Annotated in this window: 23 protein-coding genes and 2 pseudogenes; 6 read left to right on the plus strand and 19 right to left on the minus strand. The window is 58.7% G+C overall.

Features of this window, described 5'->3' with window-relative positions; genetic code table 11:
- From AAC083_RS23000 to trmJ, 10 genes and pseudogenes are all read right to left on the minus strand, one after another.
- Positions 1-148, minus strand: a pseudogene (locus AAC083_RS23000) (aminopeptidase PepB); the annotation flags it as partial.
- Positions 145-1449 (minus strand): aminopeptidase PepB, encoded by a 1305-nt coding sequence (pepB, locus tag AAC083_RS09770; protein ID WP_108536482.1) that lies wholly within the window; start codon positions 1447-1449, stop codon positions 145-147. The gene pepB and the pseudogene AAC083_RS23000, both read right to left, overlap by 4 nt.
- Before the next feature lie 158 nt (positions 1450-1607).
- Entirely contained in the window at positions 1608-1946 is a 339-nt protein-coding gene (gene fdx / locus AAC083_RS09775; protein ID WP_042034407.1) for an ISC system 2Fe-2S type ferredoxin, read from the minus strand.
- A 1-nt stretch (position 1947) separates the two neighbouring features.
- Positions 1948-3810 carry a Fe-S protein assembly chaperone HscA gene (gene hscA / locus AAC083_RS09780; RefSeq protein WP_108536483.1) on the minus strand — a complete coding sequence of 621 codons (1863 nt, stop codon included), beginning with the start codon at positions 3808-3810 and terminating at the stop codon, positions 1948-1950.
- A gap of 28 nt (positions 3811-3838) precedes the next feature.
- The gene (gene hscB, locus AAC083_RS09785) at positions 3839-4357 is read right to left on the minus strand and encodes a co-chaperone HscB (protein ID WP_108536484.1); all 519 of its coding nucleotides are present in this window, start codon (positions 4355-4357) and stop codon (positions 3839-3841) included.
- A gap of 112 nt (positions 4358-4469) precedes the next feature.
- A complete protein-coding gene (gene iscA, locus AAC083_RS09790; protein ID WP_042034411.1) occupies positions 4470-4793 on the minus strand; it encodes an iron-sulfur cluster assembly protein IscA in 324 nt (107 codons plus the stop codon).
- A gap of 15 nt (positions 4794-4808) precedes the next feature.
- Positions 4809-5192 carry a Fe-S cluster assembly scaffold IscU gene (gene iscU / locus AAC083_RS09795; RefSeq protein ID WP_005310405.1) on the minus strand — a complete coding sequence of 128 codons (384 nt, stop codon included), beginning with the start codon at positions 5190-5192 and terminating at the stop codon, positions 4809-4811.
- Positions 5193-5233: 41 nt separating this feature from the next.
- Positions 5234-6448, minus strand: coding sequence for an IscS subfamily cysteine desulfurase (locus AAC083_RS09800; protein WP_108536485.1), 1215 nt, complete (start codon positions 6446-6448; stop codon positions 5234-5236).
- Between the two features lie 57 nt (positions 6449-6505).
- A complete protein-coding gene (iscR, locus tag AAC083_RS09805; RefSeq protein WP_042034415.1) occupies positions 6506-7009 on the minus strand; it encodes a Fe-S cluster assembly transcriptional regulator IscR in 504 nt (167 codons plus the stop codon).
- 93 nt (positions 7010-7102) lie between these two features.
- Positions 7103-7825, minus strand: coding sequence for a tRNA (cytosine(32)/uridine(32)-2'-O)-methyltransferase TrmJ (gene trmJ, locus AAC083_RS09810; protein ID WP_108536486.1), 723 nt, complete (start codon positions 7823-7825; stop codon positions 7103-7105).
- 180 nt (positions 7826-8005) lie between these two features.
- On the opposite strand from trmJ, the gene AAC083_RS09815 reads away from it, so the two are divergent.
- Positions 8006-8422, plus strand: coding sequence for a hypothetical protein (locus AAC083_RS09815; RefSeq protein WP_108536487.1), 417 nt, complete (start codon positions 8006-8008; stop codon positions 8420-8422).
- On the opposite strand, the gene ubiT is transcribed toward AAC083_RS09815, so the two are convergent.
- Positions 8369-8908: a ubiquinone anaerobic biosynthesis accessory factor UbiT gene (gene ubiT / locus AAC083_RS09820; protein ID WP_108536494.1), complete on the minus strand. Its 540-nt coding sequence runs from the start codon at positions 8906-8908 to the stop codon at positions 8369-8371. The genes AAC083_RS09815 and ubiT overlap by 54 nt on opposite strands.
- A gap of 189 nt (positions 8909-9097) precedes the next feature.
- Here ubiT and ubiU point away from each other — a divergent pair, with 189 nt between their 5' ends.
- Both ubiU and AAC083_RS09830 read left to right on the plus strand, forming a co-directional pair.
- Entirely contained in the window at positions 9098-10093 is a 996-nt protein-coding gene (gene ubiU, locus AAC083_RS09825; protein WP_108536488.1) for a ubiquinone anaerobic biosynthesis protein UbiU, read from the plus strand.
- 14 nt (positions 10094-10107) lie between these two features.
- Positions 10108-10980 (plus strand): U32 family peptidase, encoded by an 873-nt coding sequence (locus tag AAC083_RS09830; protein WP_108536489.1) that lies wholly within the window; start codon positions 10108-10110, stop codon positions 10978-10980.
- A gap of 259 nt (positions 10981-11239) precedes the next feature.
- Here AAC083_RS09830 and nlpI read toward each other — a convergent pair whose 3' ends face one another.
- The 7 genes from nlpI to queA form a co-directional block, all read right to left on the minus strand.
- Entirely contained in the window at positions 11240-12187 is a 948-nt protein-coding gene (gene nlpI / locus AAC083_RS09835; protein WP_282960468.1) for a lipoprotein NlpI, read from the minus strand.
- A gap of 90 nt (positions 12188-12277) precedes the next feature.
- Positions 12278-12646 carry a rhodanese-like domain-containing protein gene (locus AAC083_RS09840; RefSeq protein WP_042034422.1) on the minus strand — a complete coding sequence of 123 codons (369 nt, stop codon included), beginning with the start codon at positions 12644-12646 and terminating at the stop codon, positions 12278-12280.
- A gap of 99 nt (positions 12647-12745) precedes the next feature.
- A complete protein-coding gene (gene secF / locus AAC083_RS09845) occupies positions 12746-13693 on the minus strand; it encodes a protein translocase subunit SecF (protein ID WP_108536491.1) in 948 nt (315 codons plus the stop codon).
- Between the two features lie 9 nt (positions 13694-13702).
- Positions 13703-15556 carry a protein translocase subunit SecD gene (gene secD / locus AAC083_RS09850; RefSeq protein WP_042034424.1) on the minus strand — a complete coding sequence of 618 codons (1854 nt, stop codon included), beginning with the start codon at positions 15554-15556 and terminating at the stop codon, positions 13703-13705.
- Between the two features lie 18 nt (positions 15557-15574).
- Positions 15575-15910 carry a preprotein translocase subunit YajC gene (yajC, locus tag AAC083_RS09855; RefSeq protein ID WP_042034425.1) on the minus strand — a complete coding sequence of 112 codons (336 nt, stop codon included), beginning with the start codon at positions 15908-15910 and terminating at the stop codon, positions 15575-15577.
- 51 nt (positions 15911-15961) lie between these two features.
- Positions 15962-17098 carry a tRNA guanosine(34) transglycosylase Tgt gene (gene tgt / locus AAC083_RS09860; RefSeq protein ID WP_108536492.1) on the minus strand — a complete coding sequence of 379 codons (1137 nt, stop codon included), beginning with the start codon at positions 17096-17098 and terminating at the stop codon, positions 15962-15964.
- Between the two features lie 71 nt (positions 17099-17169).
- Positions 17170-18222: a tRNA preQ1(34) S-adenosylmethionine ribosyltransferase-isomerase QueA gene (queA, locus tag AAC083_RS09865; protein ID WP_042034427.1), complete on the minus strand. Its 1053-nt coding sequence runs from the start codon at positions 18220-18222 to the stop codon at positions 17170-17172.
- A 211-nt stretch (positions 18223-18433) separates the two neighbouring features.
- Between queA and AAC083_RS09870 the strand changes: the two genes are divergently transcribed.
- From AAC083_RS09870 to ahpF, 3 genes are all read left to right on the plus strand, one after another.
- Positions 18434-18886: a CBS domain-containing protein gene (locus AAC083_RS09870; protein WP_108536493.1), complete on the plus strand. Its 453-nt coding sequence runs from the start codon at positions 18434-18436 to the stop codon at positions 18884-18886.
- Between the two features lie 646 nt (positions 18887-19532).
- Complete coding sequence (gene ahpC / locus AAC083_RS09875; RefSeq protein ID WP_042034429.1) at positions 19533-20099, plus strand: alkyl hydroperoxide reductase subunit C; 567 nt, start codon at positions 19533-19535, stop codon at positions 20097-20099.
- A 91-nt stretch (positions 20100-20190) separates the two neighbouring features.
- Positions 20191-21783 (plus strand): alkyl hydroperoxide reductase subunit F, encoded by a 1593-nt coding sequence (gene ahpF, locus AAC083_RS09880; RefSeq protein ID WP_042034430.1) that lies wholly within the window; start codon positions 20191-20193, stop codon positions 21781-21783.
- A gap of 71 nt (positions 21784-21854) precedes the next feature.
- Here ahpF and AAC083_RS09885 read toward each other — a convergent pair.
- Positions 21855-21995 (minus strand): annotated as a pseudogene (locus AAC083_RS09885) (MFS transporter); the annotation flags it as partial.

The raw sequence follows: 21995 nt of genomic DNA on the forward strand, positions 1-21995 counted from the left end.
GACTGCACAGGCGACGCGCTGCCTGCTGGATATCGAGCAGTGGCGTGGCGGTGACCAGATGGATCACCATGCCATCGGCACGGTGAGAGAGCAGTGCTCCCTCCCCCCACTCGGCTGGCGCGAACTCACGGTTTAACCAGACGTTCATATCGTCACCTCCTGCAGCCAGCGAGCGATCGTGCGCAGGCCGTGGCCCTTGGCACCGGTCGCCCAGAGATCGTTGCCAGATTTTTGATAAGCAGCGGCCAGATCCAGGTGTACCCACCCCTTGCCCTCATCGCGCACGAAGCGGGACAAAAACGCAGCCGCCGTGGTGGCACCGGCCGTGCCTTCGGCGGCAGCCACATTGCCCAGATCGGCAAAGGCCGAAGTGAGCTGGCTGGCATGCCAGGGTTCCAGCGGCAGGGCCCAAGCCTTCTCGTGTTCGGCTTTAGCGGCTGCCAGTGCCCGTTGCTGCTCGACTTCATCGAGGGCAAACACAGCGTTGTAGTCGCGACCCAGCGCCGTCTTGGCGGCGCCGGTCAGGGTAGCGGCATCGAGAATATAGGCAGCGCCACTGTCGGAGGCCGCCATCAGGCCATCGGCCAGCACCAGACGCCCTTCGGCATCGGTATTCTGGATCTCGACCGAGATGCCGTTCTTGTAGGTGAGGATGTCACCCAGCTTGAAGGCGTGGCCGGAGACCAGGTTTTCGGCGCAGCAGAGGATGAGCTTGACCCTGTGCTTGAGGCCGCGACTGATGGCGAGCGCCAGGGCGCCGGTCACCATGGCGGCGCCGCCCATATCGGACTTCATCGGCAGCATGTTGTCAGAGGACTTCATGGAGTAGCCACCGGAGTCGAAGGTGATGCCCTTGCCCACCAGGGCAGCCACCACGGGGGCATTGCGATCCCCGGTCGGGTTGTAGTCCAGCTCCAGCAGCACGGGTTCGCGCTCGCTGCCACGGCCCACCGACCAGATCCCGATATGGCCCGCCTCACGCAGCGCCTCGCCAGCCGTGATACGGGCAGTCACCTGATCCCCAGCCAGACCACGAATGAGCAGCAGGGCGGACTCCGCCAGGCTCATGGGATAAATATCTTCCGGACAACCGTTGGTCACCTCTCGCACCCAGCGGCTCGCCTTGATCAGCGCATCCAGCTCGCGGGCATCAGAAGCACTCTGCTCACCGAAGTCCAGCTCACGCACTCCCTTGGCGGCATAGAAGCCCTGGGCGAAGGCGTAGCGGCGCTCCAGATCCCAGGCTTCACCGGCCAGCTTGACCCGCTTGATACCGGTCGACTCGAGCCGACGGCCAGCACGCTGGATGGCACGCAGTGCATCCTGCTCCTGGCGGGCGAGGTCCAGATGGATCAGTACCTGGTCATCATTGAAACTGAGCAGGGCGCCTTCGCCCCAATGGGCGGCAGCGGCCTGGGTGGACAACACTACCTTCATCATGTCAGCCATCTTCTCTTGCTTCCTTTTTATTGGCACTTGCATTAATGAATAGGGAAATAACGAGTACAAAAAAGGCCGTTCCCCTCGAGGGTCACGGCCTTCACCATATCATTACTGCACCATGAGATGCTGCACGCTCAATTCACTCATGTGTAATTAAGGTGCCATCAATGGCGTTCTGAGGCGAGGTTGATGGTGTACTTGGGCAGTTCCACCACCAGATCCTCGTCTGCCAGTCTAGCCTGGCAACTGAGGCGGGATTCCGGCTCCAGCCCCCACGCCTTGTCCAGCATGTCATCTTCCAGCTCATCGCTCGGCTCGAGGGAGTCAAACCCCTCCCGCACCACGCAGTGACAGGTGGTGCAGGCGCAGGACTTCTCGCAGGCGTGCTCGAGCTCGATACCGTTGCGCAGTGCCACGTCCAGAATGGTTTCGCCACTCTGGCCTTCGAGGGCAGCACCGTCCGGACAGAGCTCGGGATGGGGCAGAATAATCAGTTTTGGCATATTACACCTTGTTGACGTTTTGTCCGGTCAGCACCTTGCGGATGGAGGCATCCATCCGGCGGGCTGCAAATTCGCCACTGGCAGCGTCCGCCGCCTCGATGGCATCTTTGATTTGATTGGTTGTCCCTGCGGCGCGCATGGCCAGCAGATGAGTAATCGCACTGTCGATGGTGGCGCGCTCGGCGGCGCTCAGCAGCGTATCACCGTCAGCGGCCAGCGCGGCGTTGAGGCTTTCGACCACACGATCGGCCTCCACCTGCTGCTCTGCCAGCATGCGGGCATCCATGTCTTGCTGGGCATTGGCGATGGAGGCGCTCAGCATGGTGAGTATGTCCTCCTCCCCCAGCCCGTAGGAGGGCTTGACCTGGATTTCGGCCTGCACACCAGAGGATTTTTCCATGGCGCTGACCGACAGCAGGCCATCCGCATCCACCTGGAAGGTGACACGAATGTGGGCCGCACCCGCCGCCATCGGCGGAATACCGGTCAGGGTGAAACGCGCCAGAGAGCGGCAATCGGCCACCAGTTCGCGCTCACCCTGTACCACATGGATCGCCATCGCGGTCTGGCCGTCCTTGAAGGTGGTGAACTCTTGGGCGCGGGCCACCGGTATGGTGGTGTTGCGCGGGATCACCTTCTCGGCCAGGCCACCCATGGTCTCGAGCCCCAGGGAAAGCGGGATCACGTCCAGCAGCAGCATCTCGGCATCGGGCTTGTTGCCCACCAGAATGTCGGCCTGAATGGCGGCGCCGATGGCCACTACCTTGTCAGGGTCGATACGGGTCAGCGGCGGACGCTGGAAGAAATCGCCCACCAGCTCGCGCACCAGCGGCACCCGGGTGGAGCCACCGACCATCACCACTTCCAGCACTTCCACCTGCTCGAGGCCCGCATCGCGCAGAGCGCGGCGGCAGGCCAGCAGGGTACGCTTGACCAGCGGCATGATGAGCGCATCAAACTGGCTGCGGCTCACCTCGCCCTGCCAGCCGGCAAAGGCACAGGGCACCCGAACGGCATCGGTCAGGCCGTGTTTAACAGCGGCCGCCACGTCCAGCAGCTCGCGCTGAGTACGGGCGTCGAGCAGACCTTCAAGGCCGGCCTGCTCCTTGATCCAGTCCGCCAGCAGGTGATCAAAATCATCGCCCCCAAGGGCGGAGTCGCCGCCGGTGGCCATCACCTCGAACACGCCGCGATGCAGCCGCAGGATGGAGATGTCGAAGGTCCCGCCGCCGAGATCGTAGACCGCTATCACCCCTTCCTGACCGGAGTCGAGGCCGTAGGCGATGGCGGCCGCGGTCGGCTCATTGAGCAGGCGCAGCACGTGTAAGCCGGCCAGACGGGCCGCATCCTTGGTGCCCTGACGCTGGGCATCATCGAAATAGGCAGGCACAGTGATGACAACGCCATCCAGCTCACCGCCCAGTGCGGCGGCGCCCCGCTCGGCCAGTTTCTTCAAGATTTCGGCAGAGACCTGCACCGGGTTGACCAGCCCCTGACGGGTCTGAAACTGGGGCATGCCATTGTCGGCGGCCACAAACTGGTAAGGCTGCTGGCGGGTATCGATATCGGCCAGCGCCTTGCCCATCATCCGCTTGGCGGAGACGATGGTGTTGTGCGGATCGAGGGCCGCCTCACGCTTGGCGTCGAAGCCGACCCGAATGGCATCAGCCTGGCCATTGTCAAACTGATAGTGCACCACAGACGGCAGCAGATCCCGCCCCTGCTCGTCGCAGAGGGTATCGGCGTGACCGCTGCGAACCGCAGCAACGAGAGAGTTGGTGGTGCCAAGATCGATGCCAACGGCACGTTTATGCTGATGAGGTGCGGCGCTCTGGCCGGGCTCGGCGATTTGCAGTAATGCCATGGGTAATCAAAATTCCAGCGTTAAAGGATCAAGACTCGAACAGCGAGTCTTCGAATCGTTCCAGCTCTTCGAGGAGCTTGTCGACAAACTTGAGTTTGCGAACGCAATCAGCCGCGCTCACATCATCGCCAGCTGCGAGATCCTGCGTCAGGCGTTGCATCAACAACTGGTGATCATGCCTGATTTCGTGGCGAAAATCCTTGATAGCACGCTCAGGCTCGGACTCCCCTTTCAGGTCGGCCAGCCGCTCACGCCACTCCAGCTGCTGCATCAGGAAGGTAGTGTCTTGCAGGGTTTGCTGCTCGCCACGAAGTTCGGTGCCGCGCAGGGAGAGCAGATACTCGGCTCGGCGCAGGGGCGCCTTGAGGGTCGTGAAGGCATCGTTGATCTGGGCGGCACGTTGCACCGCAACCAGTTGCTCCCGCTCGGGAGCCGTGGCAAAACGATCGGGGTGGAACTGGGTTTGCAACTGACGGTAGGTATCCGCCAGCTGACGGGTATCGAGCTCGAAGCCTTCAACCAGCCCAAACAGCTCGAAATGATTCATGCAAGCCTCTTAGACACGTTCGCCACCACCACACTCGCCCCTGAGGTGGGCGATATTGAACTGGCCGTTTCCGGCCAGTTCAAGCGGCAAAACATACCGTATGTCAAACCGGTTAGACATTGAAACTTTCGCCACAACCACACTCGCCCTTGGCGTTGGGGTTGTTGAACTGGAAGCCCTCGTTGAGCCCCTCCTTGACGAAGTCCAGCTCAGTGCCATCCAGATGGATCAGGCTCTTGGCATCGACGATGACTTTGACACCGTTTTGCTCAAACACCTGATCTTCATCCGCCAGCTCATCGACAAACTCGAGCACATAGGCAAGACCCGAACAGCCGGTGGTCTTGACGCCGAGGCGAAGGCCAATGCCCTTGCCCCGGTTGGTCAGAAAAGAGGAAACCCGTGCCGCTGCGGCATCTGTCATGGTAATGGCCATACTGCGCTCCTGACCTTAGAGACCTTTCTTCTGCTTGTAATCGGCGATGGCGGCCTTGATGGCATCCTCAGCCAGAATGGAGCAGTGGATCTTCACCGGCGGCAGGGCCAGCTCTTCCGCGATGTCGGTGTTCTTGATGCCCGCGGCCTCGTCCAGCGTCTTGCCCTTGACCCACTCGGTCACCAGGGAGCTGGAGGCAATGGCAGAGCCACAGCCGTAGGTCTTGAACTTGGCATCTTCGATGATGCCATCGTCGCTGATCTTCAGCTGCAGCTTCATCACGTCGCCACAAGCCGGGGCGCCAACCATGCCGGTCGCTATGTTGGGATCGTTCTTGTCGAAGCCACCTACGTTGCGGGGATTCTCGTAGTGGTCGATTACTTTTTCACTGTAAGCCATATCTAACTCCTGCTAATTCCGTTGATCACTGATCCTGTGGATCAGTGATGAGCCCATTCGACCGTGTTCAGATCGACGCCATCTTTGTACATCTCCCACAGGGGAGACATCTCGCGCAGACGACCGATGGAGTCACGGATAAGCTTGATTGCGTAATCAATCTCTTCTTCTGTAGTAAAGCGACCCAAGCTGAAACGGATGGAGCTGTGCGCCAGCTCGTCGTTCAGACCCAGTGCACGCAGCACATAGGAGGGCTCCAGGCTGGCCGAGGTACAGGCAGAGCCGGAAGAGACTGCCAGATCCTTCAGCGCCATGATGAGGGATTCCCCTTCCACATAGGCGAAGCTGACGTTCAGGTTGCCCGGCACACGCTGTTCCAGGTCACCGTTGATATAAACGGCTTCGATGTCCTTGATGCCATCCCACAAACGCTGACGCAGAGCCATGATGTGTTGACCTTCGCTCACCATCTCTTCCTTGGCGATGCGGAAGGCTTCGCCCATGCCGACGATCTGGTGGGTCGGCAGGGTGCCAGAACGCATGCCGCGCTCATGACCGCCACCGTGCATCTGGGCTTCCAGACGCACGCGAGGCTTGCGACGCACGTAGAGGGCACCTATGCCTTTGGGGCCGTATACCTTGTGGGCGGACACGGAGAGCAGATCCACTTTCAGGGCTTCCACATCCACCGGGATTTTGCCCACGCTCTGGACCGCGTCCACGTGCAGCAGGATCTTGCGGGAGCGGCACAGATCGCCGATGGCGGCAATGTTCTGCACCACGCCGATCTCGTTGTTCACATGCATGATGCTGACCAAAATGGTGTCATCGCGCAGGGCGCCTTCGATCTGCTCCAGGGTGAACAGGCCGTTCGGCATCGGCTCGAGGTAAGTCACCTCATAGCCTTCACGCTCCAGCTGGCGACAAGTATCGAGTACTGCCTTGTGCTCTGTCTTGGAGGTGATGATGTGTTTGCCCTTGCCAGCATAGAAATGGGCAACGCCCTTGATGGCCAGGTTGTTGGATTCGGTCGCGCCGGAGGTGAAGACGATCTCGCGCGGGTCGGCACCGATCAGGTCTGCCACTTGATTACGGGCCAAGTCTACCGCCTCTTCGGCTTGCCAGCCAAAGCGGTGGGAACGGGATGCTGGATTGCCAAACAGGCCATCCATGGTGAGACACTGCATCATTTTTTCTGCGACACGCGGGTCCACCGGACAGGTTGCCGAATAATCAAGGTAAATAGGCAGTTTCATGTTTTTCTCCGTTACAGCCAGGGTCACACATCGACCGACTGTGGAAAGCACGTTTGTTTATAGTTGGACTTTCAAGCTCACATCGCCGCGTTCTGCCCGATCAACCAGGGACAACACGGTTTTCATTTGTTCGTCTTGCTTGCCGGCGATCCGGCGCACATCCGCCTGACTCACCAGCTCTGCCAGGGTGATATCCCCCAGGAAACTGGAAATGCGCTCGCTAAGATCACGCCACAGGGAGTGAGTGAGGCACTGGGTACCGCCGTGGCAACCCCCTTTACCGAGGCACTTGGTGGCATCCACCGACTCGTCGACCGCGGTGATCACCTGACCGACCGAGATGGCGTCAGGGGCCAGACCGAGGCGATAACCGCCACCCGGGCCACGTACGCTACTCACCAGGCCATGCTTGCGCAGGCGGGCAAACAGCTGTTCCAGATAGGACAAAGAGATGCCCTGGCGTTCTGAAATATCAGCCAGAGGCACAGGCCCCTGCTCTGCATGCAACGCCACGTCGAGCATGGCAGTCACAGCGTAACGTCCTTTTGAGGTCAGTCTCATATGCCTTACCGTCTTGCGAACCAATCAACATGGGCATATGGTCACATACCCGACTAAAACAGTCAAGTATATGGTTGAGTAATACAGTCAGGTTTAATCCTGCGGTTTCGGCTTCTGTACCGAGGTCAAAATACCGCGCAAAATGTTCAGCTCCACCGTTTCCGGACGGGCCCGATTGAACAGGCGACGCAGCTTGCTCATCACCTGCCCGGGATGGTCGTCAGCAATGAATCCCGTCTTGAGCAGGGTCTGCTCCAGGTGCTGATAGAAGCCTTCCAGCTGATCGGCACTGGGATAATCCGCCTCACTCACCACCTCGGGAGCCTGATCCTGCAACCAGTGCATCCGCACTTCGTAGCAGATAGTCTGCACCGCCATGGCCAGATTAAGAGAGCTGTATTCGGGGTTAGCCGCAATGGCCACGTGGTAGTGGCACTTCTGCAGCTCGTCGTTGGTGAGGCCAGTGCGTTCACGGCCAAACACCAGGGCCACCGGATGCTTCACGCCTTCCACCACCGCCTTCTCCCCCGCTTCGCGAGGATCCAGCATGGGCCAGCTCAGGGTACGGGAACGGGCACTGGTGCCTATGACCAGACCACAATCGGCAATGGCTTCATCCAGCGTCGGCACTATACGGGCATTGGCCAGGACATCGCTGGCACCTGCCGCCAGGGCCATGGCGTTGTCATCTGGCAAGGCCTGCGGATCAACCAACACCAGTTGGGTCAGTCCCATGGTCTTCATGGCGCGTGCCGCAGAGCCCATGTTGCCGGTGTGAGAAGTGTTTACCAACACGATACGAATCTGATCCAACATGCCCTGTCAATCTTCAGTCAAAAATGGCGCGCAATTGTAACATAGCCAATCGCTATTTTGGCACCGTAAAAGGCGCGCCATTTCACAACAAAACCCTCATTGTGTAGAACAAAGCATCATGAGCAGAGGCTGACCACAGGCTAAACTTGGAGGATGCGTTGATCTAGGAACGGAGGCAACATGTGCCCGCACTGGCTTTATGAGAGGTTACCAGTCTGCTATCTGCTGACCGCGGTCGGTATGATCACGCTCACCCAAACCCCCTTGCTCTGGCTGGCGGGCAGCCTGTTGTTTGTCGCAGGCGCTGTCATCTGGATGATGCGCTCCAGCTATCGACGTACCGACCTGATCATCTTTCCGACCAAACGCTGGTTCAAGCCGGAGTGGCTGTACGAGGCGCAGCCCTTCATCTGGCTGGCGCTGGGTCTGTTGCTCTCCCGCCTCCCCAACGCTGCCGCCCTGCTGGCTGTGATCCCTTGTGTCTGGGCCTGTCGCTGCCTGTGGGCTCGCAGTCACTACCGCCACCATGCCAGTGGCCTGGTATTACACCTGAGACGGGACCCCGCCCGTCGGCGCAGAGTGCGACTCCTGCGCTGACGCTGTGCGCGCCCGTTCGATGAAGGTAGCCAGATCCATCAGCGGATAGCGCATCAGGCTCGGCAAGCCATCCAGGTCCAGGCTGTCCATCAGGTTCTTCACCTCCAGTCCCAGCTCGGTATCCCCTTCAATCTTCAGCTTGCGTTGAAAAAAGAGAGAATCAGGATCTTCCTTGCGACCGGCGATCAGGATGAGATCATTGGTGGTGCCGCTGAAGCAGACATCCGCCCGCGCACAATGGCGGGCCACCACCAGTTTTCCATCCTGTTCGCTGATGAACCAGCTGAGCTCGAGATCCGACACCTCGACCCTGAGCCATTTGCCGGCCAGAAATTCGAAATCACCCTCCTGGATGGCGTCCTTGAACACCCGCGCCAGCAGGCGCTCCATCAGGTTCTGCTGCAGCGCAAACGGCACCAGCTTGAGGGGGCGGCGCAGAAAGCGGGGAGCCTGTTCGACCAGGCGACATTGCAGTTGTTGAAACACGATAAACTCCCAGTTTTTGCGCATTCAAACACAAGGCCACGCGCTGGATCCTGTTGAAAATCAAACTTGTGCCTACTTACCTCAAGAAGGGTAAAGCCACACAAAGCTGCCTCAGGTCAAAAAGTGGGAAGGCATCGATGAATACAATCGGGCCACTTTTGCATTTTTTGCCCTCTCGGAGCGTACCCGATGGAATTACTCTGTCCGGCAGGTAGTTTGCCGGCACTGAAAACAGCCGTGGATAACGGGGCCGATGCGGTTTACATCGGTTTCAAGGATGACACCAATGCCCGCCACTTTGCCGGCCTCAATTTCACCGACAGCAAGCTGGAAAAAGCGGTGGACTACGTGCACCAGCATGGCCGCAAGCTGCACATCGCCATCAATACCTTCGCCCATCCGGGATCGGATACCAGATGGAAGCAGGCAGTGGACCGGGGCGTGGCGCTCGGGGCCGACGCCCTGATCATCGCCGATCTCGCCGTGCTCGATTACGCCAGCCGCCACCATCCGGACATGGAGCTGCACGTTTCGGTGCAGGCCAGCGCCACCAACGCCGCCGCCATCCGCTTCTATCAGCAGCATTTCAACGTTGGCCGAGTGGTGTTGCCACGGGTGCTCTCCATGCATCAGGTCAGGCAGCTGGCCCGCGAGACTGACGTCGGTCTCGAGGTGTTCGCCTTCGGCAGCCTCTGCATCATGGCGGAGGGACGTTGCTACTTATCCTCCTACATGACAGGTGAGAGTCCCAATACGGTGGGAGCCTGCTCACCGGCCAAGTTTGTACGCTGGGAGGAAACACCGAGTGGCCTCGAATCCCGCCTCAACGAGGTGCTGATCGACCGTTACGGCCCGGGTGAAAACGCCGGTTACCCAACCCTGTGCAAGGGCCGCTTCGAGGTGGATGGCCAGACCTACCATGCGCTGGAGGAGCCGACCAGCCTCAACACCTTGGGGCTCTTGCCAGAGCTGTTCCAGACCGGGATCCAGTCGGTCAAGATCGAGGGGCGCCAGCGCAGTCCCGCCTACGTGGAGCAAGTCACCCGGGTCTGGCGCGCGGCCATTGACGCCTACCAGGCCAATCCCGATGCCTATGGCGTCAAAGCCGAGTGGGATGCCCAGCTCGCCCGCGTCTCCGAGGGGAGTCAGACTACTCTCGGCGCCTATCATCGTCAGTGGCAATAAAGGATCTCAACCACATGCAATTCTCTCTCGGGCCTCTGCTCTTCTACTGGCCCAAAGCCGATATCCAGGCCTTTTATGACGCCGCAACACAGAGCCAGGCGGACATCATCTATCTGGGGGAAACGGTCTGCAGCAAGCGCCGTGAACTCAAGGTGGATGACTGGATCTCCCTCGCCCGCCAGGTGGCGGCCTCAGACAAGCAGGTCGTACTCTCCACCCTGGCGCTGATCTCGGCCCCCTCGGAGCTCAAGGAGGTCAAACGGCTGGTCGACAATGGCGATCTGATGGTCGAAGCCAACGATCTCGGCACGGTGCAACTTGCCTGGGAGGCGGGGATCCCGTTTGTCTGCGGCCCGGCCATCAATGCCTACAACGCCGACGTGCTGCGTATGCTGCTCAAACAGGGGATGACACGCTGGGTGATGCCGGTGGAGCTGTCGCGCGACTGGCTGATGCAGCTCAATCAGGATCTGGGCAGCGCTCGCCAGCAGTTCGACGTGGAGGTGTTCGCCTACGGCCACTTGCCGCTCGCCTACTCAGCACGCTGCTTCACCGCCCGCTCCCTCGACAAGCCAAAGGACAACTGCGAACTCGCCTGCATCCACTATCCCACAGGCCGGCTGGCCAACAGCCGCGAGGGACAGAAGGTGTTCAACCTCAACGGTATCCAGACCCAGTCAGGTTACTGCTACAACCTGGGCAACGAGATCACCGGCATGGAGGGTCTGGTGGACGTGGTACGCCTCTCCCCCGAAGGACTGGACACCCTTGAGATGCTGGATCGCTTCAAGGCCAATCAGCAAGGTCAGGCCCCCCTCTCCCTGCAACGGGAGCGTGACTGCAACGGTTACTGGCGCCAGATCCCCGGTATGAGTCTGGTGGAATAATGCCGTACCGATACCAGAACGCAGGCAGGCCTGAGCGCGGCCGCCACGGTTACTGGTGCCAAATATCCCCGGTATGAGTCTGGTGGAATAACGCCGTACCGATACCAGAATGCAGGCAGGCCTGAGCGCGGCCGCCACGGTTACTGGTGCCAAATATCCCCGGTATGAGTCTGGTGGAATAACGCCGCACCGATACCAGAATGCAGGCAGCAAAAAGGCCTCATCATTGAGGCCTTTTTTACATCGCGAGCACCAGCAATCAGTAGGCCTGCTTGCTGCTCTTGCCCTGTGCGCTCTGGGTCCCCGGCGGCACGGGTTTGCGCGCCATCAGTTCCAGCTCGAGCAGGGCATATCTGTGCTCGATGAAGTCGTACACGTTGTTGGCGAGTCCCAGCTTGAAGTAGCTGATGGCTTCCTTGCGGTTGCCCTTGGCCAGTTCAAATTTGCCGAGGTAGAAGTAGGTTTCACTCAAGCGCTCGGCAAGCTCCCGGTTATCCTTCACCCCTTTCACCACGTTGCTCATCAACTGGGTCGCATTGATCTCGCCGGTGTAAAGGCGCACCAGATCCCAGTTCCAGGCGTCGTCGTCATACTTGTTGAGACGCTCGCGCATCCGGCTCATGGCGGCTGGCGCATTGAGCTTTTGCTCGGCCAGATAGAGCCAGATCACCCGATAGGGATCTTCTGGCTGCGCTTCATAGAAGCGTTTCATATCGGCGGCGGCCAGCTCGGGACGATTGCCGTAATAGAGCGCAATGCCACGGTTGAGATAGGCATAGTCATAATCGGGAGCCAGCTCGAGGGCAGAATCAAATGCCTCGTAGGCTTCGTCATAATTCTGCTGCTGCACCAGATAAACGCCGATGAAGTTGTAGGCCTCGGCAAAATCCGGTTTCTCCCGCAAGGCCCGGTTGAAATCCAGCCTCGCCAGGGAGCGCAAGCCAACCCGGTCAAACACCACGGCACGCTCATAAAACAGTTCAGCCCGTTGCTCGGTGGTCAATTCCATCTCACCGAGCATTTGCCCGAGTCGTGCCAACGCCAACTCGCTCTGGTAAGAGACCTGCAGGGGGGTCGCCAATACCAGTGAAGCGGGTTGCGGCTTGGGAACTTGAGGCGCTTCAACCTGACTGCTACTGCTGCAACCCCACATGGGGAGCAGCAACAGGATACCAAGGAGGTATCCAATCCCTTTCCTGACGTTCAATGAACACTCCGACGCTGACGCTTGACCCCGCATATGGTAAAGGTCAACCGACACTTTGTCATGTGGCTGAACCTCTCTCCCTCAAATAAATCAGGATTCGACAGGGTATCCGGCATCACACCAGCCCCGAAAACCACCATCGACGCTGACAACCCGGCTATACCCCATCTTCTGCAGGTTATCCGCCACCAGGATGGAGCGAAATCCCCCACCACAATAGAGGTAGAGCTCGGTGGCCGGATCCGGATAGCGCGTTTCGATATCGCGCTCAATCACGCCACGACCGAGGTAAACCGCGCCAGGCAGATGGCCCCTGCCCCACTCGCTCTCCTCACGCACGTCGATCAGGTGAAAGGCACGTCCCTCATTCTGCCAACGTTTTATCTGGTGCACGTCAGTCTCTGTTACCTGAGGACGGATCGCCTCGACCAGCGCCAGAAAACGTGGATTATGTTGCATGGTTTGCTCCTTGCCTTGAGTAATAGGACATTGATAATGAGTCGCATCATGACTCACTCGGCCCATAAGAGAAAGGGCGCCTCACGGCGCCCTTGTCGATTACGGCAGGATCTCTTGCTGATCCGCACCCTCTTTTTCCACCGGAGTCGGCAGCATGTGCTCCCGTTTAACCCCGAGGAACATGGCGAACGAACTCGCCACATAGATGGAGGAATAGGTACCAAATGCCACACCTATCACCATGGCTACCGCAAACCCGTGGAGCAGGGCGCCGCCTTTGAGCAGCAACGCCAGCACCACCACGAAAGTCAGACCCGAGGTAATGACGGTCCGACTCAAGGTTTCGGTCATGGAGAGATCCAGGATGTACTCGGTATCCCCCTTGCGCACCTTGCGGAAATTTTCCCGCAGGCGATCGAACACCACTATGGTGTCGTTCAAGGAGTAACCTACCAGCGTCATCAGCGCCGCCAGCACGGTCAAATCGAACTCATACTGGAAGAAGGCAAATACGCCCAGAGTGATGACCACGTCGTGCACCAAGGAAACGATCCCCCCCAACGCCAGACGCCATTCGAAGCGCACCGCCACGTAGGCCATGATGCAAAGGATGGATGCCAGCATAGCCAGGGCACCATCGGTAGCCAGTTCATCGCCCACTGAAGGGCCGACGAACTCGACGCGCTTGAGCACAGCCTCCGGATCAATCTGCTGGGCAGCTGCCAGCACCTGATTGCCCTGCTGCTCTACCCTGACCCCCTCTTGTGGAGTCATCCGCACCAGCACGTCACGGCTGGATCCGAAGTGTTGCAGGGTTGCCCCTGCAATCTTCTGCTCATCCAGCACCTTGTGGATCTTGTCCAGGCTCACCGACTGCGGGAATCCCACCTCTATGGTGGTGCCGCCGGTAAAGTCCAGACCCCAGTTCAGACCCCGATCGAACAGGAAGAACAGGGAGATCACCATCAGCAGGGTAGAGAAAACCACACCCGGCTTGGCATAGCGCATAAACGGGATAGGTTTTTCAAAATGTAGAATCTGAAACATGTCTCTTCCTTAGATCGGCAGCTTGTCGATATGCCGTCCACCCCAGACCAGATTGATAATGGCGCGGGAAACCGTGATGGCAGTAAACATGGAAGCCGTCAGACCAATACCCAGCGTCAAGGCAAAGCCCTTGATGGCACCGGTACCGATACCGAACAGGATCACACAGGTGATGAGCGAGGTGACGTTGGAGTCGGCGATGGTCGAGAATGCGCGATCAAAGCCCAGATGGATGGCCTGCTGCACACCGCGACCGTTGCGGATCTCTTCCCGGATACGCTCGAAGATCAACACGTTGGCATCCACCGCCATTCCCAGCGTCAAGACGATACCGGCAATGCCCGGCAGTGTCATGGTGGCCCCCGGGATCATCGACATTATGCCGACAATCAATACCAGGTTGATCACCAGCGCCAGGTTGGCCACCCAGCCGAAGGCACGGTAGTAGATCCCCATGAACAGTACGATCACCAGCATGGCCCAGCCGATGGCTTCCATCCCGCTGTCGATGTTCTGCTGACCCAGGCTTGGGCCTATGGTGCGCTCTTCCACAATCTGGATGGGGGCAATCAGGGCACCGGCACGCAACAGCAGCGCCAGGTTATGGGCTTCATTGGCGTTGTCGATACCCGTGATGCGGAACTGGCTGCCAAGACGCGACTGGATGGTGGCGACGTTGATCACCTCCTCCTGCTTGCGGAACTTGCGCTTGCCATCCGGACCGGGTTGGCCCACCGGCTTGTACTCGATGAAGACGGTCGCCATGCCTTTACCGACGTTGTCCTTGGTAAAGTTGGCCATCTTGTTACCACCCTGGCCATCGAGTTTGATGTTGACCTGAGGGCGGCTGTACTCATCGAAACCGGACTGGGCACCCACTATGTGGTCACCGGTCAGGATCACCCGCTTTTGCAGCACAACCGGACGGCCGTGGCGGTCGGTATAGACCTTGGAGCTCGGCGAAACACGGCCATCAGCGGCAGCCTGGATATCAGCGGTTTCATCGACCATGTGGAATTCCAGGGTCGCGGTTGCCCCCAGGATCTCCTTGGCGCGGGCAGTATCCTGAATACCGGGCAGCTGGACCACTATGCGTTCAGCGCCCTGCTGCTGGACCAGCGGCTCAGCCACACCCAGTTCGTTCACCCGGTTACGGATAATGGTGATGTTCTGCTCGAGAGCATACTTTCTCACCTCTTTGATCTTGGCATCACTGAGGGCAGCGTTGAGAACGAACTCGTCCCCTTTCTGCTCTGTGGTGAAGTTCAAATCCGGGTTCTGACGACGCAGATAAGAGATGGCGCGTTCCTGATCCGCTTCATCACGGAACAGAACCTGTACCTGATCACCGACCCGGCGCACGCCGGAGTAACGGATCTTCTGGGTACGCAGCTCGGTGCGAAAATCCTGCACCATCTGCTCTTGCTGCTTGGTCAGTGCCTCGGCCATGTCCACTTCCATCAGGAAGTGCACACCACCGCGCAGATCCAGACCCAGCTTCAGCGGTGCAGCACCGATGGCTTCAAGCCAGGCCGGCGTGGAGGGCGCCAGGTTGAGGGCGGTAATGAAGTTGTCGCCCAGCTTGTTGGCGACGACGTCGCGCGCCTTGAGCTGTTCTTCGGTGTTCCTGAAGCGGATCAGAATGAAACCATGCTCGAACGCAGCATGCTTGACCGGGATCTGAGCCGCCTCTAGGGCCTCTTTCACCAGATCAAGCGTCTCTAGCTTGACTTCGGCACCCCGGCTGGCAGAGATCTGCAAGGCCGGGTCTTCGCCGTAAAGATTGGGGGCTGCATATAGAAAACCGATGGCGATCACGAAGACCACCATCAGGTATTTCCACAGCGGATAGCGATTTAACACGCTGTGCTCCTCGGGAGATTAAAGGGACTGGATAGAACCCTTGGGCAGAACGGCAGAGACGAAATCACGTTTGATGGTAACTTGAGTCTGATCATTCAGGGACAGCACTATGTATTCGCTATCGGCGGACACCTTGGCGATCTTGCCAACCAGGCCACCTGAGGTGAGCACTTCATCACCCTTTGCCAGGGAGCTCATCAGGTCACGATGAGTTTTGGCACGCTTGGCCTGGGGACGATAGATCATGAAGTAGAAGATAAGGCCGAACACGGCCAGCATGATGATCATTTCCATGCCACCACTCTGTGCACCCGGAACTGCGCCTTCTGCATATGCCTTGGAGATAATGCTCATTTAACAACCTCTTATTTGATGTAGATTTGATAACTAACTTATATATCGTTGTTATTTAACGTCATTTTCAGCTAATGGAGGCACAGGCTTCCCTTGCCGACGGTAAAACTCAGTTACAAAGTCGTCTAATTTACCCTGCTCGATCGCGTCCCGCAAACCCTGCATCACACGCTGGTAATAACGCAGGTTGTGAATGGTGTTCAGACGGGCACCGAGGATCTCGTTGCACTTGTCCAGATGGTACAGATAGCTGCGGGTGTAGTTCTTGCAGGTGTAGCAATCGCAATCGGCATCCAGAGTGCTGGTGTCGCTGCGATACTTGGCGTTGCGGATCTTGACCACACCATCGGTGGTAAACAGATGACCGTTGCGGGCATTGCGGGTCGGCATCACGCAGTCGAACATGTCGACCCCGCGGCGCACCCCTTCAACCAGATCTTCCGGCTTGCCCACCCCCATCAGGTAGCGCGGCTTGTCGGCCGGAATTTTCGGACAGACGTGCTCGAGGATCCGGTGCATGTCTTCCTTGGGCTCGCCCACCGCCAGACCGCCGACCGCATAACCGTCAAAGCCGATCTCCAGCAGGCCGTTGAGGGACACATCCCGCAGCTCTTCATAGACCGAGCCCTGGATGATGCCGAACAGGGCATTTTTATTGCCCATGGCATCAAACTTGTCGCGCGAGCGCTTGCCCCAGCGCAGGGACATCTCCATGGACTTGCGCGCCTCTTCGTAAGTGGCCGGATAGGGGGTGCACTCGTCGAAGATCATCACGATGTCGGAGCCCAGATCGTACTGGATCTCCATGGATTTCTCGGGGTCGAGGAAGATCTTCTCGCCATTGATGGGGTGACGGAAGTGCACACCCGCCTCGGTGATCTTGCGAATGTGTCCCAGGCTGAACACTTGGAAACCACCTGAGTCGGTCAGGATCGGGCCCTGCCAGTTCATGAAGTCGTGCAGATCGCCGTGGGCGCGCATCACTTCCTGCCCCGGCCGCAGCCAGAGGTGGAAGGTGTTGCCAAGCAGGATCTGGGCACCGGTCTCACGCACTTCTTCCGGGGTCATCCCCTTGACGGTGCCATAAGTACCGACAGGCATGAAGGCCGGCGTTTGTACCACGCCACGTTCGAACACCAGTTGACCGCGACGGGCACGGCCATCGGTGGTTTTCAGTTCAAATTTCATTGTTACCTCGTTGCGTCAGAGAAACAGTCTGACAATAGAGAGCCCAAAGGCCCGGTATATAAGGGCGAGGCTTATGCCACTGCCCGGCGACGGGTGACAAACATCGCGTCCCCGTAGCTGAAGAAACGGTACTGCTCGGCCACGGCGGCCTGATAGGCCGCCATCACCTGATCGTACCCGGCGAAGGCGCTGACCAGCATGATCAGGGTCGACTCCGGCAGATGGAAGTTGGTGACCATGGCATCGACTACCTGAAACTGGTAGCCGGGGAAGATGAAGATGTCGGTGTCGCTGAAAAATGGCGCCAGCGGCTTGCCCTGGGCCAGGCTCACCTTGGCCGCACTCTCCAGGGAGCGTACCGAGGTAGTGCCGACGGCGATGACGCGACCACCACGGGCACGGGTCGCCGTAATGGCATCCACCACCTCCTGCGGCACTTCGGCATATTCCGAGTGCATGTGGTGATCTTCAATCTTGTCCACCCGCACCGGCTGGAAGGTCCCCGCCCCTACATGTAGGGTGACGAAGGCCGTTTCAACCCCTTTGGCGCGGATCTTTGCCAGCAGCGGCTCATCGAAGTGCAGGCCGGCGGTCGGCGCGGCCACGGCACCCGGCTTCTGGTTGTAGACAGTCTGGTAGCGCTCCTTGTCGGCATCCTCATCGGGCCTGTCGATATAGGGCGGCAACGGCATGTGACCGATGGCGTCCAAAATCTCCAACACCGGACGCGGGTCGAGGAAATGGATCTCGAACAGGGCATCGTGGCGGGCCCGCATCTCGGCTTCCACCCCACCATCCATGATCATCCGGGTGCCCGGCTTGGGCGACTTGGAGGAACGCACGTGAGCCAGCACGCTGTGCTCGTCCAGGATGCGCTCCACCAGCACCTCCAGCTTGCCGCCGCTGGCCTTCTGGCCAAACATGCGCGCCGGAATGACACGGGTGTTGTTGAATACCAGCAGATCACCGGGGTGGAGCTGGTCCAGCACATCCACAAATTGACCATGGCGCAGGGCGCCGCTTTGACCATCGAGCTGCAACAGGCGGCTGGCGGTACGCTCTGCCATCGGATAGCGGGCAATCAGCTCGTCTGGCAGATCAAAATGAAAATCGGATACTTGCATCTTTCACCTCGGGGGAATCGGCGGCTAGTCTAGTTATCCCCCTCTTCCAAGGCAACCCAAAAGACCAAAAACCCAAGAGAGACAAGGGATAGCGAGCAATATTGAGACACACCTCCGGTTAATGATTCTTTAATGATCTGTATTGACCCTGATCATGTTCTATTCAGGAGGGGTGAGCTAGGGTGAAAGCAGATACACAAGGAGGCCCACCATGATGACTTTATCCGAGATCATGACAGAACATCCCTTCACCCTGGGTCCGGAAAACAGCGTCAAACAGGCGATGGATCTGATGCAACAGGAGCAGATCCGCCACATCCCCATCGTCGACGAGCACCGTCATCTGCTGGGTCTGGTCACCCTCACCGACATCCTGGCCACCCGCGAGTCCAAGCTGCTGCTCATCAACCCGGAGCGGGAAGCGGAATTCACCGACAGCGTCCAGCTCGACGAGATCATGACCCGCCAGGTAGCGAGCGTGGATCCCCACGCCGGCATCAAGGAAGCGGCCCTCTACCTGCAACGCCACAAATATGGCTGCCTGCCGGTGCTCAAGGGGCGCAAGCTGGTAGGCATAGTCACGGAGTCGGATTTCATTGCAGTTGCCATCAACCTGCTCGAACTGATGGAAGAACAGGAGCCGCCCAGCGATTCTGATCTTTAAATTATGTAATAAAATTACAACAAAAGCATTTTCAGCACATGAAACCAGCAATAAAGCTGAAAGCCTTCTATTTTGATGGAAAAATTACACCACAGGCTTGCTTTGTGATCTACATCACACTATTATCTGCCCCATGCAATAGTTGCCGAGAGGGAGACGAGGGATTGTGCACCCAGCCTCTTCCTCTCATATGTCTGCAAGTTTGCACACCCCGTAGTTAGTCTTTGCTGTAAAGCTTTTGTTTACATAGCCATTCCTTGTTTGATGACCCGGCCTTGTCCTCACGACAGCGCCGGGATTTTTTTATCTACACGATCCTGCCCCACCCCAGTTTGTTACATGCGTCACGCAGCACGTCACTGCCACGCCCTGCCCGTCCCTGAAGAAGATGCCCATTCGGCCCTTGAAAATCCAGGGTGCCGCACAGATGTTAATCTCGGCAAGGGGTTACCTTGGCACGTCAGAAATATTCATGTTTAGTACAGCAGCGGTAGATTATCTAATAGATAGATTGAAGTGATTCAAAATTGCGGCTTTAGCCGATTAGGAGAAGCCCCTATGATGAATCCATCGAACGTTAAACGCCTGATCCGGATAGACTCTTCAACACCAGACAGGCATATGTACATCACCAAGGAGCAAATACATGTCTACCTACATCAACACTGCAATCAAGCCGTTCAACGCCACCGCCTACCACAATGGCAAATTCGTTCAGGTGTCTGACGCTGACCTGAAAGGCAAGTGGTCCGTGGTGTTCTTCTACCCGGCAGACTTCACCTTCGTTTGCCCGACCGAGCTGGGTGACCTGGCTGACAACTACGCCGAATTCAAGAAGCTGGGCGTCGAGATCTACTCCGTCTCCACCGACACCCACTTCACTCACAAGGCGTGGCACGACACCTCCGACACCATCCAGAAGATCCAGTATCCGATGATTGGTGACCCGACAGGCGCCATCACCCGCAACTTCGGCGTGATGATCGAAGAAGCCGGTCTGGCTGACCGCGGCACCTTCGTCATCGACCCGCAGGGCATCATCCAGATCGTTGAAATCAACGCTGGCGGTATCGGCCGTGACGCTCTGGAACTGCTGCGCAAAGTCAAAGCGGCCCAGTACGTTGCCTCCCACCCGGGTGAAGTGTGCCCGGCCAAGTGGAAAGAAGGCGATGCCACCCTGGCCCCGTCCCTGGATCTGGTAGGCAAAATCTAAGCCTCCGCTTCCAAGACCGGCCCATTCAAGGGCCGGTCTGCTTTCTGGCCTGACAAAACGCCGACCCGCAATCACAAGAAGGAATTGGAAGATGTTGGATACCAACCTCAAACAACAGCTGAACACCTATCTGCAGTACATCGTCAATCCCATCGAGATCAGCGTGTCCGGCAACGACAGTGACAAAACCGCCGAGCTGCTGGCGCTGGCCCGCGAGATAGCCGAGATGTCCCCCAAGATTGCCATGACAGATGGCAACAATGCCCGCAAGCCTTCCATGAGCATCGCGCCGAAGGGCGAGATCCCGCGCGTTCATTTTGCCGGCATCCCCATGGGTCATGAATTTACCTCTCTCGTGCTCGCCCTGCTGCAAAGCGGCGGTCACCCCTCCAAGGCCGATGCGGCCGTGCAGGAGCAGATCCGCAATCTCAAGGGCGAGTTCCACTTCGAGACCTATATCTCCCTCTCCTGCCACAACTGCCCGGACGTGGTGCAGGCGCTGAACCTGATGGCGACCTTAAACCCCGGCATCACCCACACCATGATCGACGGCGCCCTGTTCCAGGAAGAAGTCACCGAACGTCAAATCATGGCGGTGCCGAACGTCTATATGAACGGTCAGCCATTCAGCCAGGGGCGTATCTCGCTGGAAGAGATAGTGGCCAAGCTCGATACCGGCGCGGCCGATCGCAAGGCTGCCGAGCTGAGTGAAAAAGCCCCCTACGACGTGCTGGTGGTCGGCGGTGGCCCGGCTGGTGCTGCCGCCGCCATCTATGCCGCTCGTAAAGGCATCCGCACCGCCATCGTCGCCGAGCGCTTCGGCGGCCAGATGATGGACACAGTCGGTATCGAGAACTTTATCTCCGTGCCCTACACCGAAGGTCCCAAGCTGACCGCGAGTCTGGAGCAACACGTCAAGCAGTACGGCGTGGAAGTGATCACAGAGCAGCGCGCCGCCGCCATCAGCAAAGATGGCTATGTGAATGTGGATCTCGCCTCCGGCGCCACCTTGAAGAGCCGTGCCGTGATCCTGGCAACCGGTGCCCGCTGGCGCGACCTGAACGTGCCGGGCGAGCTCGAGTACCGCACCAAGGGCGTGGCCTACTGCCCGCACTGCGATGGCCCCTTCTTCAAAGGCAAGCGGGTGGCGGTGATCGGGGGCGGCAACTCAGGTGTCGAGGCTGCCATCGATCTGGCCGGCCTAGTCGAGCATGTGACCGTGGTGGAATTTGCCGATACCCTGCGTGCCGATGAGGTGCTGCAGAAGAAGGCCCGCTCCATGGGCAATATCGACATCATCATGAGCGCTCGCACTACCGAAGTGATTGGTGATGGCAGCAAGGTGGTCGGCATGGATTACGAAGACCGCACAACAGGTGAGATCAAGCACTTAGGCGTGGCGGGTATCTTCGTGCAGATAGGCCTGATCCCCAACACCGAGTTCCTGAAAGGGAGCGAGATTGCCCTGACCCGTTTTGGCGAGATCGAGATCGACACCAAGGGCGCCACTTCCCTGCCCGGCGTCTACGCCGCCGGTGACGCCACTACCGTGCCGTTCAAGCAGATCATCATCTCCATGGGAGCGGGTGCCACTGCTGCACTGGGTGCATTTGATTACCTCATCCGCAATGCGGCGCCGGACGCCACCGAGGCATCCGCCAAGGCCGATGGCGTGACCGCCTGATAATCCTTTTACCAATAAAAAGCCGGCTCCCTTCACTGGAGCCGGCTTTTTTGTCCACATCATTCAGACCGCTAGGCCGGCCCGGACGACTCAGGCGTGGCATAGCTGGCAGGTACGGCCTCCCCCGCCAGATCCGTTCTCGGCTCCAGCTCAGGCGTCATGGGCGTATTGGGCGGCACCGGCATGAACACCTGATGATCGGCCAGGGGAAT

Origin of the sequence: Aeromonas sp. HMWF014, from assembly GCF_963878295.1 — a bacterium.
GTDB classification, from domain to species: Bacteria; Pseudomonadota; Gammaproteobacteria; order Enterobacterales; family Aeromonadaceae; genus Aeromonas; species Aeromonas popoffii.